Source organism: Sphingomonas sp. Leaf4 (assembly GCF_920939515.1).
GTDB lineage: Bacteria > Pseudomonadota > Alphaproteobacteria > Sphingomonadales > Sphingomonadaceae > Sphingomonas.
In genome coordinates this window covers 242297-257003 of sequence record NZ_CAKLBB010000003.1, presented here as the reverse complement: position 1 = coordinate 257003, position 14707 = coordinate 242297, and the positions used below count along the sequence as shown (strand labels likewise).

10 protein-coding genes are annotated in these 14707 nt (G+C 69.3%); 6 read left to right on the top strand and 4 right to left on the bottom strand.

The window, feature by feature from the left end; translation table 11 throughout:
• Positions 1-38 precede the first annotated feature (38 nt).
• From LRA89_RS20460 to LRA89_RS05850, 3 genes are all read left to right on the top strand, one after another.
• Positions 39-3302 carry a hybrid sensor histidine kinase/response regulator gene (locus LRA89_RS20460; RefSeq protein ID WP_268934896.1) on the top strand — a complete coding sequence of 1088 codons (3264 nt, stop codon included), beginning with the start codon at positions 39-41 and terminating at the stop codon, positions 3300-3302.
• A gap of 421 nt (positions 3303-3723) precedes the next feature.
• Complete coding sequence (locus LRA89_RS05855; protein ID WP_230769390.1) at positions 3724-4209, top strand: nuclear transport factor 2 family protein; 486 nt, start codon at positions 3724-3726, stop codon at positions 4207-4209.
• Positions 4206-4736: an HIT family protein gene (locus tag LRA89_RS05850; RefSeq protein ID WP_230769389.1), complete on the top strand. Its 531-nt coding sequence runs from the start codon at positions 4206-4208 to the stop codon at positions 4734-4736. The genes LRA89_RS05855 and LRA89_RS05850 overlap by 4 nt, the downstream gene beginning before the upstream one ends.
• A gap of 7 nt (positions 4737-4743) precedes the next feature.
• Here the strand turns inward: LRA89_RS05850 and LRA89_RS05845 are convergent, their stop codons facing one another.
• A complete protein-coding gene (locus tag LRA89_RS05845; protein ID WP_230769388.1) occupies positions 4744-5361 on the bottom strand; it encodes a response regulator transcription factor in 618 nt (205 codons plus the stop codon).
• A 262-nt stretch (positions 5362-5623) separates the two neighbouring features.
• Complete coding sequence (gene acs, locus LRA89_RS05840) at positions 5624-7558, bottom strand: acetate--CoA ligase (RefSeq protein WP_230769387.1); 1935 nt, start codon at positions 7556-7558, stop codon at positions 5624-5626.
• A gap of 322 nt (positions 7559-7880) precedes the next feature.
• Between acs and LRA89_RS05835 the strand changes: the two genes are divergently transcribed.
• Positions 7881-9542, top strand: coding sequence for an MFS transporter (locus LRA89_RS05835; RefSeq protein WP_230769386.1), 1662 nt, complete (start codon positions 7881-7883; stop codon positions 9540-9542).
• Positions 9543-9674: 132 nt separating this feature from the next.
• Here the strand turns inward: LRA89_RS05835 and LRA89_RS05830 are convergent, their stop codons facing one another.
• The gene (locus LRA89_RS05830; protein ID WP_230769385.1) at positions 9675-9989 is read right to left on the bottom strand and encodes a DUF167 domain-containing protein; all 315 of its coding nucleotides are present in this window, start codon (positions 9987-9989) and stop codon (positions 9675-9677) included.
• Positions 9990-10086: 97 nt separating this feature from the next.
• Between LRA89_RS05830 and LRA89_RS05825 the strand changes: the two genes are divergently transcribed.
• Positions 10087-11757 (top strand): MFS transporter, encoded by a 1671-nt coding sequence (locus tag LRA89_RS05825; protein WP_230769483.1) that lies wholly within the window; start codon positions 10087-10089, stop codon positions 11755-11757.
• Positions 11758-11960: 203 nt separating this feature from the next.
• The gene (locus tag LRA89_RS05820) at positions 11961-13238 is read left to right on the top strand and encodes an MFS transporter (RefSeq protein ID WP_230769384.1); all 1278 of its coding nucleotides are present in this window, start codon (positions 11961-11963) and stop codon (positions 13236-13238) included.
• A 118-nt stretch (positions 13239-13356) separates the two neighbouring features.
• On the opposite strand, the gene LRA89_RS05815 is transcribed toward LRA89_RS05820, so the two are convergent.
• Positions 13357-14565: an ABC transporter permease gene (locus LRA89_RS05815; protein ID WP_230769383.1), complete on the bottom strand. Its 1209-nt coding sequence runs from the start codon at positions 14563-14565 to the stop codon at positions 13357-13359.
• Between the last annotated feature and the right edge of the window lie 142 nt (positions 14566-14707).

The window sequence follows — 14707 nt, the reverse complement described above, 5'->3', positions numbered from 1 at the left end:
CGGCGTAAGAGGGCGCGATGCGGCAGGGGACATAGCGCTTGAACGGGATCGTGCTGTTCGTGGTCGCGATCGGTTATGCCGCCGTGTTGTTCGCGGTGGCGTGGGCCGCGCGGGCGCGGCGACCGGGTCCGCGCGAACGGCGGATCGTCTATACGCTGGGCCTTGCGGTCTATTGCAGTAGCTGGACCTTTTATGGCGCGGTCGGCAGCGCGGTGGCCGATGGCTGGGCCTATCTGCCGATCTATCTGGGGCCGATCCTCGTCTTTGCGTTCGCGCCCCGGCTGCTCGCCCGGCTGGTTGCGGCGGTGCAGGCCGATGGCGCGACCTCGATCGCCGACTTCATCGGCGCGCGCTTCTCGCGCAGCCGGGGGGTGGCGGCGCTGGTGACGCTGATCGCGCTGCTCGGCACGATTCCCTATGTCGCGCTCCAGTTGCGCTCGGTCGGCACGACCTATGCCGCGCTGGCGGGGATGGCCGATGCGACGCGGCCGATGATCGCGACTTCGCTTGTCTTGGCCGGATTCGCGATCGGGTTCGGTACGCGGGTCGACGGGCGCGGGCGGGCGGACGGCGCATTGCTGGCGGCGGTGTCGGTCGAATCGCTGGTGAAGCTGGCCGCGTTCGCCGCCGTCGCGCTGTTCGCGGTGCTGCTGGTGACAAATGCCGATTCCGGCATGCGCGCGGCGGGCATCGCGCGGTTGCGACAGGGCTTTGCACAGCCGCCTGCCGCGCTCGACTTCGCGGTGGTGACGATGCTGGCCGCCGCCGCCGTGCTGTGCCTGCCGCGCCAGTTTCATGTGAGCGTGATCGCCGCCGCGAGTCCCGCCGATCCGGTGCGGGCGCGCTGGCCGTTCGTCGGCTATCTGGCGTTGTTCGCGGTGCTGGTGGTGCCAGTGACGCTCGCCGGACTGACCGATCCGGCGGGGGTGCGGCCCGACCTGCTGGTCATCGGGCTACCGCTGTCGGGCGGCGCGCCGGGGCTGGCGCTGCTGGGGTTCGTCGGCGGGTTTTCGGCGGCGACGGGCATGGTCGTCGTCGAGACGGTGGCGCTGGCGACGATGGTGTCGAACGACCTGATCGCGCCGCTGCTGTTGCGCCATCCGCGCCTCGGGCGATCGGCGCAGGTCGGTCGGGTGCTGCTGTGGGTGCGGCGCGGCGTGATCCTCGGCATGATGGCGGTGGCGCTGGGCTATGCGCTGCTGACGCCCGCCGGGCAGGGGCTGGCGGCGAGCGGTATCGTCGCCTTTGCCGCGATGGCGCAGTTCGCTCCGGCGCTGCTGCTGGCGGTGGCGCATGGCGGGCGAGATCCCAAGGCGGCGATGGCCGGGCTGGCGAGCGGACTGGCGGCGTGGGGGCTGTTGCTGTTCGTGCCGGTGCTGATCGGCCACCCGATCGTCGTGCTGCCATCGGTGGGCGGGGCGGGGCCGCTGACGATGGGCGCGCTGGCCGCGCTGGCGATCAACGCGCTGGTGCATTGGGCCGTGGCGCGCAGCCGTGCACCGCGGCTGGCGATCGTGCGCGACGCGCGGGTGGCGCCGGTGCGCGACCTGCCCGAACTGGTCCGGCTGGTCGCGCGCTTCGTGGGCGAAGAGCGGGCGGCGAGCGAACTGGGCGAGGGCACCCATGTCGACGCCCGCGCCGCACGGCGGGCCGAACGGCTGGTGGCGCAGGTGGTCGGCGTATCGTCGGCCCGGCGGCTGGTGGCCTCAGCGCTGTCGGGCGAGGGGCTGGACGTGGCCGAGGTCGCGCGGATGCTGGATGCCAGCGGGCAGAGCCTGCAATTCTCGCAAGGGCTGCTGGCGGCGACGCTGGAGCATATCGATCCGGGGGTCAGCGTGGTCGATGCCGCGCTGAACCTTGTCGCGTGGAATCAACGCTATATCGACCTGTTCGGCTTTCCGGCGGGCATGATCCGGGTGGGCGCGCCGGTGGCCGATGCGATCGCGTTCAATGCGCTGCGCGGCGATTGCGGTCCCGGCGAGGTCGACGATCATGTCGCGCGGCGGTTGGCGCATATGCGGCGCGGGCGGCGGCACAGTTTCGAGCGGGTGCGCAGCGACGGGCGGGTGCTGAAAACGGTCGGCGGACCGATGCCGGGCGGCGGCTATGTGATGTGTTTTTCCGACATCACCGCCGAGGCGCAGGCGTTGCGCGCGGTGGAGACGGCGCGTGCCGAGCTGGAACGGAGGGTCGCCGAACGGACCGTCGCGCTGACGCACGCCAATGCCGCGCTGGCGCGGGCGACCGCCGACAAGACCCGGTTTCTGGCCGCTGCGAGCCACGACCTGTTGCAGCCGCTACATGCCGCACGGCTGTTCACCGCCGCGCTGGCGCGCGGGGCGGACGATCGCCAGCAACCATTGGTGACGCGGATCGACCAGTCGATCGCGGCGGCGGACCAGCTTTTGCGCGCGTTGCTCGATATTTCCAGGCTGGACGCCGGGGGGATCGTGCCGGTGGCGACGCGGTTTGCGGTGCGTGACCTGCTCGCCGAACTGGTCGACAGTTTTGCCGATCAGGCGCGGGCCAAGGGACTGCGGTTGCGGCTGGGGGCGGGCGATGCGGTGGTCGGGACCGACCGGGTGCTGCTGCGATCGATCGTGCAGAACCTGCTGGGCAATGCGGTGCGCTATACGGCCCGGGGGGGTGTGGTGATCGGGGTGCGGCGGCGCGGGGGGCTGGCGCGGATCGAGGTGGTCGACAGCGGGCCGGGTATCCCCGAGGACGCGCGGGGCCGGGTGTTCCGCGAGTTCGAGCGGCTGGCGACGGCCGAGGATGCCGGGCTGGGGCTGGGCCTCGCCATCGTCGCGCGGACCGCGACGCTGCTGGGGGCGGCGGTGGACCTCGACAGCCGGGTCGGGCGGGGCAGCCGGTTCGCGGTGTCGCTGGCGATCGGGCAGGGGCCGGTGGTGACGGCACCGGTGCGCGCGGTGCCGCAGGCGGTGCGGCCGCTGCGCTGCCTGATCGTCGACGACGACGCCGGGGTGCGGCGCGGGATGGCGGCGCTGGCGGCCAGCCGGGGGCATGGGGTGCGGATCGCGGCGGGGGCGGACGAGGCGCTGGCCCAGGTGGAGGGCGTGGCGGTGGCGTTCGTCGACCATGATCTGGGCGGGACGATCGACGGGCTGACGCTGATCGGGCAGCTTCGGGAGCGGGTGCCGGGGCTGCGCGCGGCGCTGGTGACGGCGGATGCCAGCCGGACGCTGGCGGAGGCGGCGCGGGACATGGGGGTGGCGGTGTTGCTCAAGCCATTGTCGGGGGAGGTGTTCGATGCGTGGGTAGCCGCGCCGGGCAAGGCGTAGCGCAGCTACGCCGAGCCGTCCAAGGCGCGGCCGGCCGGCGGCGCTGCCAGCGCCGTCCGACGACACGGGCTTTGCCCGTGGCGGGCCTGGGGGTGATCGGAACGACTTCCGGTCAGGAGGCGCGTCGTCAGTGTGTATGGATTCCAGCCTTCGCCGGAATGACGAAGCGCGCCGGGCTGCCCATGGCGGGGCCGTCACGACCCGGCCAAAGTTTACAAAGTTTACACTAACGACGGGTTTGTTGCGATCGGTTCGCGACTGGCTCGTTCCTGTATCTGGCGAGGTTCGCGGGTGGTCGACGGTGGGAAAGAGCCGGTGTGACTATGGCCGCCGCCGGGGCAGTAGGACAGCGGTTTTGCTTCCCGTTCCCGCCGCGCCGATGGTAGCATCACACCCCTGTGTGGGAGCCAAGGGGGCGAGGATGCGACGGGCGAGGGCAGGACGGATATTCGGCGCCACGATCGTCGCGGGGATCGCCGCGCTTTCCGCAACGGCGCGGGCGGAGGCTCCGCCGGGAGCCTGCCACGGCGAAGCGGCGGTCTGCCGGACGTTGTGGCGGGGGGAGGCCGAACTGGCATCGATGCTGGTGTCCGGCGACGTGCGCATCGTCGAGCGGCTGTTCGCCGGGGATGCGGTCTGGTCGCTGGCCAACGGCGAGCGATGGACCAAGCGGGAGGCGATCGCCGCGCTGCGCAACGCGCCACGGATGACGCGGAGCCGGTTGCTGCGCGCCGACGTCCATCAGCATGGCACGGTCGCGATCGTGGTGTGGGCAGAACAATGGCACGACCCGGCGACGAACCGCGAGGCGCAGTCGTTCGGGACCGATACATGGCTGCGGCGGCAGGGGCGCTGGCAGATCATCGCGTCGCAGGAGGCGCGCCTGCCGCCGGCGTCGGCGCGATGAGGCGGTTCGCAAGGCGATCGATCGGGGCGTGGCTGCTGGTGCCGGCGCTGGGCATGGCGAGCGTGTCGTCGGGCGGGACGCGCGGCGTGCCCGCCGGCGACGCGCTGCCCTGTCCGCTCGATGCGCCGTATGACGGCGGCAATGTCTTTGCCCGGATCGTGCGGGGCGAGTTGCCGGCGTCGATCGTCGCGCAGGATGCGCGGGTGATGGCGATCATCCCGCTGGAGTGGGAGCGCCCCGGCCACACGCTGGTCATCCCGAAACGGCCGGTGCGCAACCTGTACGATCTGCGGGACCGTGATCTGGTGGCGGTGATGGCCATGGTCCGCCGGGTGGCGACCGCGCAACGCCGCGCGCTGGGCAACAGCGGCTTTTCGTTGCAGCAGAACAATGCGAGCAACCAGCATGTCTGCCACCTGCATGTCCATGTGATCCCCGATACGCCGCGCGTGCCACGGGTGCGGGCCAGCCGTGCGGAGATGGAGGCGATGGCGCAGCGGTTGCGCGCCGCGCTGCCGGCGCGGTAATCGAAGGCTATCCCGTTACCTCGACCCCCAGCGCGCGGGCGGCCAGCGCCGCCTGTGTCCGGTTGCCGACGTCGAGCTTGCGCAGTACGGCGGTCATGTGCGCCTTGACCGTGGCTTCGGCCATGCCGAGGTCGTGGGCGATCTGTTTGTTCAGCCGCCCGGCCAGCACGCCGAGCAGGACGCGCAGTTGCGTGGGGGTGAGCGAGGCGACGCGGGTGGCGATGTCGTTGTCGTCGGGCGCGTCGGTGGCCATGCGGTCGCCCGCCAACGCGGCGGCGATCGCCGCCTCGATCTCGCTCAAGCCCGCATCCTTGCCGACGAAGCCGATCGCGCCGAAGCGGGCGACCTGCGCAAAGGCCGCCGCGCGGTCGGCGCCCGATATGACGAGGATCGGGACGGCGGGCGCCTCGGCATGGAGCAGCGCCACGCCGCTGTAGCCGATGGCGCCGGGCATGTTCAGGTCGAGCAGGATCAGCGCGAGGTCCTGCGCCTGTTCCACCGCCTGTACCGCGCGGTCGAGCGAGCCGGCCTCGACGATATGTGCCGCCGGAGCCACCGCCATGATCGCGACGCCCAACGCCTGGCGGAACAGCGGATGGTCGTCGGCGACGAGGATGGTGGTCATCGGGTAGTCCGTGGACGCCGGATGGCCTTGCACCCGTGCGAGCGGAGGGCCGGGGTCATGCAGAACGATGGCTCGACTACGCCCCTCCCTGAAAGGGAGGGGCTGGGGGTGGGTCGGCCAGCGAGGAAACACCGGCGTTCGACAACCGGCCAACCCACCCCCGACCCCTCCCTTTCAGGGAGGGGCGTAGTGAAGGGTCGGCCTGTCCTTGCCTCTCGTCCGTGCGGCGGTACGGTTGCGCCGGAGGGTGACGCCGTCCTCCTCACGCCGGGCGGATACGCTCGGCGACCAGCGTGTCGACGACCGACGGGTCGGCGAGGGTCGAGGTGTCGCCGAGGTTCGCGGTGTCGTTCTCGGCGATCTTGCGCAGGATGCGGCGCATGATCTTGCCCGAGCGGGTCTTGGGCAGACCGGGCGCGAATTGGAGGGCATCGGGGGTGGCGACGGGGCCGATCTCCTGCCGGACCCAGTTGCGGAGTTCGGTACGCAGCGCGTCGGACGGTTCCTCGCCCGCATTCAGCGTCACATAGGCGTAGATGCCCTGCCCCTTGATGTCGTGCGGCATGCCGACGACGGCGGCCTCGGCGACCTTGGCGTGGGATACCAGCGCGCTTTCGACCTCGGCGGTGCCCATGCGGTGGCCGCTGACGTTGATGACGTCGTCGACCCGGCCGGTGATCCAGTAATAGCCGTCCGCGTCGCGCCGCACCCCGTCGCCGGTGAAATATTTTCCGGGATAGGTCGTGAAATAGGTCTGGAAGAAGCGATCGTGATCGCCCCACACCGTCCGCATCTGCCCCGGCCAGCTATCGGCGATGCACAGATTGCCCTCGGTCGCGCCGTCGAGCACCTTGCCTTCGGCATCGACGATGACCGGCTGCACGCCGGGCAGCGGCTTGGTCGCGCTGCCGGGTTTGAGGTCGGTGGCATAGGGCAGCGGCGAGATGAGGATGCCGCCGGTTTCGGTCTGCCACCAGGTATCGACGATCGGACAGCGGCGGTCGCCGACGACGCGGTGATACCAGTCCCACGCCTCCGGGTTGATCGGTTCGCCGACCGATCCGAGGATGCGCAGCGACTGGCGGCTCGCCTTCGTCACCCATTTGTCGCCCTCGCGCATCAGCGCGCGGATCGCGGTGGGGGCAGTGTAGAAGATGTTGACGCCGAGCCGGTCGATCGTTTCCCAGAAGCGGCCATGGTCGGGATAATTGGGCACGCCGTCGAACATCACGGTCGTCGCGCCATTGCTGAGCGGACCATAGACGACATAGCTGTGCCCCGTGACCCAGCCGATGTCGGCGGTACACCAGAACACCTCGCCCTCGCGGTAATCGAACACGTCGCGGAAGGTGGTGTGCGCCCATACCAGATAGCCGCCGGTGGTGTGCAGCACGCCCTTGGGCTTGCCGGTCGAGCCGGAGGTGTAGAGGATGAACAGCGGGTCCTCGGCATCCATCGGTTCGGGCGGGCAGTCGGGCGAGGCTTGCGGGAGCAGGTCGTGGAGCCAGAAGTCGCGGCCGTCCTGCATCGCGACGGTGCCGCCGCTGCGGCGGATGACGATCACGGTTTCGACGGCGGGCGCATGGGCCAGCGCCTTGTCGACATTGGCCTTCAGCGGGATACGCTTGCCGCCGCGACAGCCTTCGTCGGCGGTGATGACCAGCTTGCTGTCACAATCGACGATGCGGTTGGCGAGGCTGTCGGGGGAGAAGCCGCCGAACACGATCGAATGGATCGCGCCGATGCGGGTGCAGGCGAGCATCGCCGCCGCCGCTTCGGGGACCATCGGCAGGTACAGGGTGACGCGGTCGCCCTTCTTCACGCCCTTGTCCTTCAGGACGTTGGCGAAGCAGCACACCTGTTGGTGGAGTTCGCGGTAGGTGATGCGCTGCGTCTCGCCCGGCGCGTCGCCTTCCCAGAGGATGGCGACCTGATCGCCACGCTCGGCGAGATGGCGGTCGAGGCAGTTGGCCGACACGTTGGTCTGCCCGTCGGCGAACCAGCGGATGCGGAAATCGGCCTCGTCGAACGAGGTGTCCTTGACCTGCGTATAGGGCCGCGACCAGTCGATGCAGGTGCCGCCGTCCTGCCAATAGGCTTCGGGATCGGCGACCGAGGCGGCGGTGCGCGCGTCATACTCGGCCTTGTCCAGCTTGGCCGCGTCGTCCTTTGGGGCGGCATGGATCGTCTGGGTCATATCTCTCTCCTGTATTCCCTGATCTGCGCTCGTGCGGGCGTGCGTCAAGCCGTGCGGGCGTACGACCAAGGTCTTACTAGGCGATGTGCGGCGCAGGCGTGACACTGGCGCGGCAAGGAGGTGCGGCGAACGATCGCGCCCCTGCATCGGGCCGGTTTTCCGCTTCTCCCCTCCCTGACAAGAAAGGGGGCGGGGGTGGGTCGGCCCGCGAGGTCAGGTAAGCGCGCGATAACGGGCCTACCCACCCCAGCCCCTCCCTTGTCAGGGAGGGGAGGTAAACACCCCGGCCGACAGCGACCGGGACATAGGAGAGGATGCCGTCATGGCGGACACGACGACGGCCGGGGCGCACCCCAAGGGTCAGAACGAGAAGCTGGTGATCGCGGCCTCGTCGCTCGGCACGGTGTTCGAGTGGTATGATTTCTATCTCTACGGGCTGCTCGCGACCTATATCTCGAAACAGTTCTTTTCGGGCGTCAACGAGACGACCGGGTTCATCCTTGCGCTGGGCGCGTTCGCCGCCGGCTTCGCGGTGCGGCCGTTCGGCGCGCTGGTGTTCGGGCGGATCGGCGATCTGGTCGGGCGCAAGAACACCTTCCTCGTCACCATGGGGATCATGGGCCTGTCGACCTTCGCGGTCGGGCTGTTGCCGTCGTACCAGACGATCGGCGTCGCCGCGCCGATCATCCTCGTATTGCTGCGCATCCTTCAGGGGCTGGCGCTGGGCGGCGAATATGGTGGGGCGGCCACCTATGTCGCGGAACATGCGCCCGACGGGAAGCGGGGGCTCTACACCAGCTTCATCCAGACGACGGCGACGATGGGGCTGTTCGCCGCGCTGCTCGTCGTGATCGGCTTTCGCAACGCGCTGGGCGAGGAGAGCTTCGCCGGCTTCGGCTGGCGGTTGCCGTTCCTCGTGTCGATCCTGCTGCTGGGCGTGTCGATGTGGATCCGGCTGCAATTGTCGGAAAGCCCGGTGTTCCTGAAGATGAAGGAAGAGGGCAAGACGTCGAAGGCGCCGCTCACGGAAGCGTTCCTGCGCTGGCCGAACCTGAAGGTCGTGCTGATCGCGCTGTTCGGGGCGGCGATGGGCCAGGCGGTGGTGTGGTACACCGGGCAATTCTATGTCCTGTTCTTCCTCGAAAAGATGATGAAGGTCGACGGGGCGACGGTGAACGTGCTGCTGGCGGTATCGCTGGCGCTGGGCACGCCGTTCTTCGTGTTCTTCGGCTGGCTGTCGGACAAGATCGGGCGCAAGTGGATCATCATGGCCGGCTGCGGGCTGGCGGCGCTGACCTATTTCCCGCTGTTCGGCGCGCTGACGCAGGCGGCCAATCCGGCGCTCGCCGCCGCGCAGGCGAGCGCGCCGGTGCGGGTGATCGCGCATGACGCCGACTGCTCGTTCCAGTTCGATCCCGTGGGCAGCAACAAGTTCGATGCCAAAAGCTGCGACATCGCCAAATCCTATCTGGCGAAGAACGGCATCAGCTATACCAATGTCGAGGCGCCGGCGGGCACGATCGCCAGCGTGCAGGTGGGCAATGCCGCGCTGACCGCGCCCGATCCGGCGACGGTGGACGGCGCGGCGCGGGCCGCCGCGATCACCGCCTATCAGGGCGAGATCGCCGCCGCGCTGGTCGCCGCCGGTTATCCGGCGAAGGCCGATCCGGCGCGGATCGACACGGTCAAGGTCGTCGCGATCCTGTGGTTCATGGTGATCCTCGTCACCATGGTCTATGGCCCGATCGCCGCACTGCTGGTCGAGCTGTTCCCCAGCCGCATCCGCTATTCGTCGATGTCGCTGCCCTATCATATCGGCAACGGCTGGTTCGGCGGCTTCCTGCCGACGACGGCGTTCGCGATGGTCGCGGCGACCGGGGATATTTACTACGGCCTGTGGTATCCGGTGGTGCTGGCGGCGGTGACGCTGGTGCTGGGCGTGCTGTTCCTGCCCGAGACGTTCCGGCGCGATATTCGGGCGTAGGGGGGCGTTACCTTTGCTCCCCTCCCTGACAAGGGAGGGGTTGGGGGTGGGACGGACCGCGAGGATAGCTGTGCGCTCAACAAGCGGCCAACCCACCCCCGACCCCTCCCTTGTCAGGGAGGGGAGAAGTCGTCAGCCTGCCGCCAGCGCCTGTAGCGCGGCTGCCAGAACGGCCGGGTCGCCGGTGATCCGCACCTGCTTCACCCGCGCGGTGTCGCCTTTGACGATCGTTACCTTGCCCTTCGCGATCCCCAGTTCTTTGGCGAGCAAGCGCACCACTTCGGCGTTGGCCGCGCCGTCGACCGGCGGGGCGGCGATGCGCAGCGTCAGCGCGGTGCTGCCGTTGCCCAGCGGCACCACGCCCGCCAGTACGCTGCGCGATGCCTTTGGCGTGACGCGCACGCTCAGCGTCGCGCCGTCGGCATCAAGGGTGAAGGGCGGGGGCATCGTCGCTGCCTGACGCCGGATCGGCACGCTGCGCAAGGGGCGTGGTTTTCATGTGTCCGCGATGGCACTATTTCGCGTGCTGCGGCATTCACCCGGCATGACCGCCGCTCCCGTAACGATCGCGACCGCGACGCCGACCCGACCGTTGTCGATCCCGATCTTCCGCGCGATCTGGATCGCGTCGATGGCGTCGAACTTCGGCGGGCTGATCCAGTCGGTCGGCGCGTCGTGGATGATGACCTCGCTGGCGTCGTCGCCGCAGATGATCGCGCTGGTGCAGGCGTCGACGACGCTGCCGATCATGTTCTTTTCGCTGTGGGCGGGGGCGGTGGCCGACAATCTCGACCGGCGGCGGGTGATGCTGGCGGCGCAGGGGTTCATGCTCGCTGTTTCGGTACTGCTGGCGGTCTGTGCGTGGCAGGGGGTGCTGACCCCGTGGTTGTTGCTCGCGTTCACCTTCCTGATCGGCTGCGGCACCGCGATCAACGGCCCGGCGTGGCAGGCGTCGGTCGGCGACATGGTGCCGCGCAGCGTCCTGCCGAGCGCGGTCGCGCTCAATTCGATGGGGTTCAACATCGCCCGCAGCTTGGGGCCAGCGATCGGCGGCGCGATCGTCGCGGCGGCGGGGGCGGCGGCGGCGTTCCTGACCAATGCGTTGAGCTATATCGGGCTGATCGTGGTGCTGGCGCGGTGGCGGCCGACACGCGCTCCGCGCCTGTTGCCGCGCGAGCGGCTTGGCCTCGCGATGGCGGCGGGGGTGCGCTATGTCCGCATGTCGCCGAGCATCCGTACCGTGCTGATCCGCGCCGCGCTGTTCGGGCTGGCGGCGAGCGCGGTGCCGGCGATGATGCCGCTGATCGCGCGCGACCTCGTGACCGGCGGGCCGCTGACCTATGGCGCGCTATTGGGCGCGTTCGGGGTGGGGGCGGTCGGCGGGGCGCTGGGCAGCGTGCGGCTGCGGCGGCGCTGGTCGACCGAGCGGATCGTGCGCGCGGCGGCGAGCGCGCTGGCGACGGGCGCGGTGGTGGCGGGGTTCAGCACCATCCTGCCGCTGACGCTCGCGGCACTGGTGGTGGCGGGCGCGGGCTGGGTCGCGGCGCTCAGCACGTTCAACGTGACGGTGCAGATGGCCGCCCCGCGCTGGGTCGTGGCACGCGCGCTGTCACTGTATCAGATGGCGGCATTCGGCGGGATGGCGGCGGGAAGCTGGCTGTTCGGATCGGTCGCCGACACGCACGGCGTCACGCTCGCGCTGGCGGCGGCGGGGGGCGTGCAGATGCTGAGCGTGGTTCTGGGCCTGCGCCTGCCGCTGCCCGACATCGAGACGGCGAACCTTGATCCGCGCGGGTGGGAGACGCCCGATACGCAGGTGCCGGTCGAGCCGCGATCCGGGCCGGTGGTGGTGACGATCGACTATCGCATCCGGGCGGGCGACATCGTCGCGTTCCTGGGAGTGATGGCCGAGCGGCGGCGCATCCGCCGGCGCGACGGTGCGCATCACTGGGCGCTGCTGCGCGACCTCAACGATCCCGAATTGTGGATCGAGCGCTATCATGTGTCGACCTGGCTCGACTACATCCGCCACAACCAGCGGCGCACACAGGCCGACGACGCCAACAGCGAGGCGTTGCGGGCGCTCCATCAGGGCGAGGCGCCGCCAAGGGTCCACCGGATGATCGAGCGCCAGACGGGGTCGCTGCCGATGGCAAGGCTGGAGGGATCGCGCGAGATGGCCGACGCGCTGACCGATCCGACGCGGTCAAATTAGGGGGTGCATAACTCCCCTCCCTGACAGGGAGGGGTTGGGGGTGGGTTGGCCTGCGAGGGAACGCCGGCACCTGCCTCAAGCCTACCCACCCCCGGCCCCTCCCTTGTCAGGGAGGGGAGGGAGCGAAAAGGCGGGCGGGGGCAACGATCCATGCTAGGCGCGGCCACGACTTTGGCCGATGGGGGCAGGCGAAGGGGAACCCGATGTCCGCGCCCGATTTCTCGCTGCTCGCCAAGCGTCGCTATGGCCCGTTGTTCGCCGTCCAGTTCCTGAACGCGATGAACGACAATCTGCTGAAGTTCGCGTTGCTGTTCCTCGCCAATTTCACGCTGTACCGCGACCAGCCCGACAAGGCGGCGGCGCTGGCGACGATCGCGACCGGCGTGTTCATCCTGCCCTATTTCCTGTTTTCCGGGCTTGCCGGGCAGATGGCCGATGCGTGGGACAAGGCGCGGCTGATCCGGTGGGTCAAGGGGATCGAGGTCGGCATCATGGTGCTGGCGCTGGCCGGGTTCCTGCTGCCGTCGCTGCCGGTGCTGCTCGTCTGCCTGTTCGGCATGGGGCTGCATTCGACGGTGTTCGGGCCGGTCAAATATTCGATCCTGCCGCAGCATCTGCGCCCCCACGAACTGATGGGCGGCACGGGACTGGTCGAGGCGGGGACGTTCGTCGCGATCCTGAGCGGGCAGTTGCTCGGCAGCCTGATCGCGCCGTTGCATGCCGGGATCGTCGCGACGGTGCTCGCGATCGCGGGGTTCGTGATGGCGCGGCGGATACCCGATGCGCCGCCGATGGGCACGGTCAAGATCGATCGCAATCCGCTGCGCAGCCTGTGGGGCGTACTGAAGGCGGCGCATGGGCCGCGCGGTATCTGGCTGGCAATCACCGGGATAAGCTGGTTCTTCGCGATCGGCGCGGTAATCCTGTCGCAGTTTCCGCCGTTGGTGTCGGGGACGCTGGGGGCGACCGCCGGGGTGGTGACGCTGTTCCTCGCGATCTTCAGCCTGTTCGTCGCGATCGGATCATTGCTGGTCAACCGGTTGCTCAAGGGCAAGGTTTCGGCGCGCTACGTGCCCGCCGCCGGGCTCGCGCTGGCGCTGCTCCAGATCGATTTGTGGTGGAGTTGCACGCATTTCTCGGTGGTGACGCCGGGGGCCGGGGTGCGGGAGTTCGTGGCGACGCCCGATAGCTGGCGGTTGATGGCCGATCTGGCGGGGATCGCGCTGTTCGGCGGCATCTTCGTCGTGCCGCTCTATGCGATCCTCCAGACGCGCAGCCCGCCGGACAAACGGTCGCAGGTGATCGCCGCCAATAACATCGTCAACGCGGTGGTGACGGTGGCACTGGTCGCGCTCGTCACGACGATGCTGGGGGCGGGGATGGGGGTTCCCGCCAGCTTCGCCGCGCTGGGGATCGTGTCGTTGCCGGTGGCGGTGGCGTTGCTGCGGTTGCCCGATGACGGGGTGTGGCCGTTTCGGTGATCGGCTGACGTCATCCCAGCGTAGGCTGGGATCTCGTGGTTGTCGTGCGGGGCAAGAGCCGCTTGAGGCCCCAGCCTTCGCTGGGGCGACGGTTTGGGGCAGAGGAGGTCAAACGCGGCTATTCGTGCCGGAGCGCATCGATCGGGTTGAGGCTGGCGGCGCGGCGGGCGGGGAAATAGCCGAACACGACGCCGATCAGCGCCGAGACGCCGAACGCCATCAGGTTCACTTGCGGCAGGAACAGGAACGGCAGGTCGCTGGCCAGCGACAGCGCCGCCACCGCACCCTGCGCGATCAGCAGGCCGATCAGGCCGCCCAGACACGACAGCGCCACCGCCTCGACCAGAAACTGGAGCAGCACTTCGGAGGCGACCGCGCCGATCGCGAGGCGGATGCCGATCTCGCGCGTGCGTTCCGTCACCGATACCAGCATGATGTTCATGATGCCGATGCCGCCGACGAGCAGGCTGATCGCGGCCACCGCCGAGACGATGGTGGTGAGCAAGGTCGTCGTGCTGGTGATCGTCGCGGTGATCTGCGCGGTGTCGAAGATGTTGAAATCGTCTTCCTTGCCGCCGGCGATGTTGCGGCGTTCGCGCAGCAATTGCGTCAGCGACGCCTGCACCGCCGCGCCGTCGTAGGTCGGGTTGACGCCGACCAGCATCAGGCGGATGTCGCGGTTGCCGGTGAAGCGGCGCTGCACCGTCTTGATCGGCATGATGACGACATCGTCCTGATCTCCGCCGAACCCGCTCTGGCCGCGCGTCGACAGCGTGCCGACGACATCGCAACTGATCGAGCCGATGCGGAAGCGCGATCCCACCGCCTCGCCGCCGGCGAACAGGTTGGTCTTGACGGTGTTGCCGATGATGCAGACCGATTTGCCCGCCGCTTCCTCGGCCGGCGTGAAGGTGCGGCCCGATACCAACGGCCACGGCTGGACGGTGAAATAGGCGTTGGTGGTGCCGTTGATCGTCGTCGACCAGTTGGCGCCGTTATAGATCGCGGTGGCAGTCGATTGCGCCTGCGGGGCGACGGCGGTGACGCCGGCGATCTGGTCGCGGATCGCGTCGACGTCCTCGGGCTTGAAGTCGGACGGGCGCGGGCCGCCGCCGCCGCGCCCGAAGCCCTGCCCCGGGCGGACCTGCAGGATGTTGCTGCCCAGGCTGGCGATATTCGACTGCACCGCGCTGGTCGTCGCCTGTCCCAGCGTCGAGATGGTGACGACCGCCGCCACGCCGATGATGATGCCGAGCGTGGTCAGGAACGAGCGCAGCTTGTGGCGCAGGATCGAGCGGATCGCGAGGAGGAAGGTGGTGCCGAGCATCTAGGGTCTGTCCTGCGGAGATTGAAGTGTCGTGATTGCCCTGTCGTGTTCGTCCGGCAAGGAGCGGGCCGCAGCAGGTAGCGGCGCTACCTGCAAGTCCTGCGACGCAGCCGGCGGGCACGACAGGGCAACCGCCTTGCGG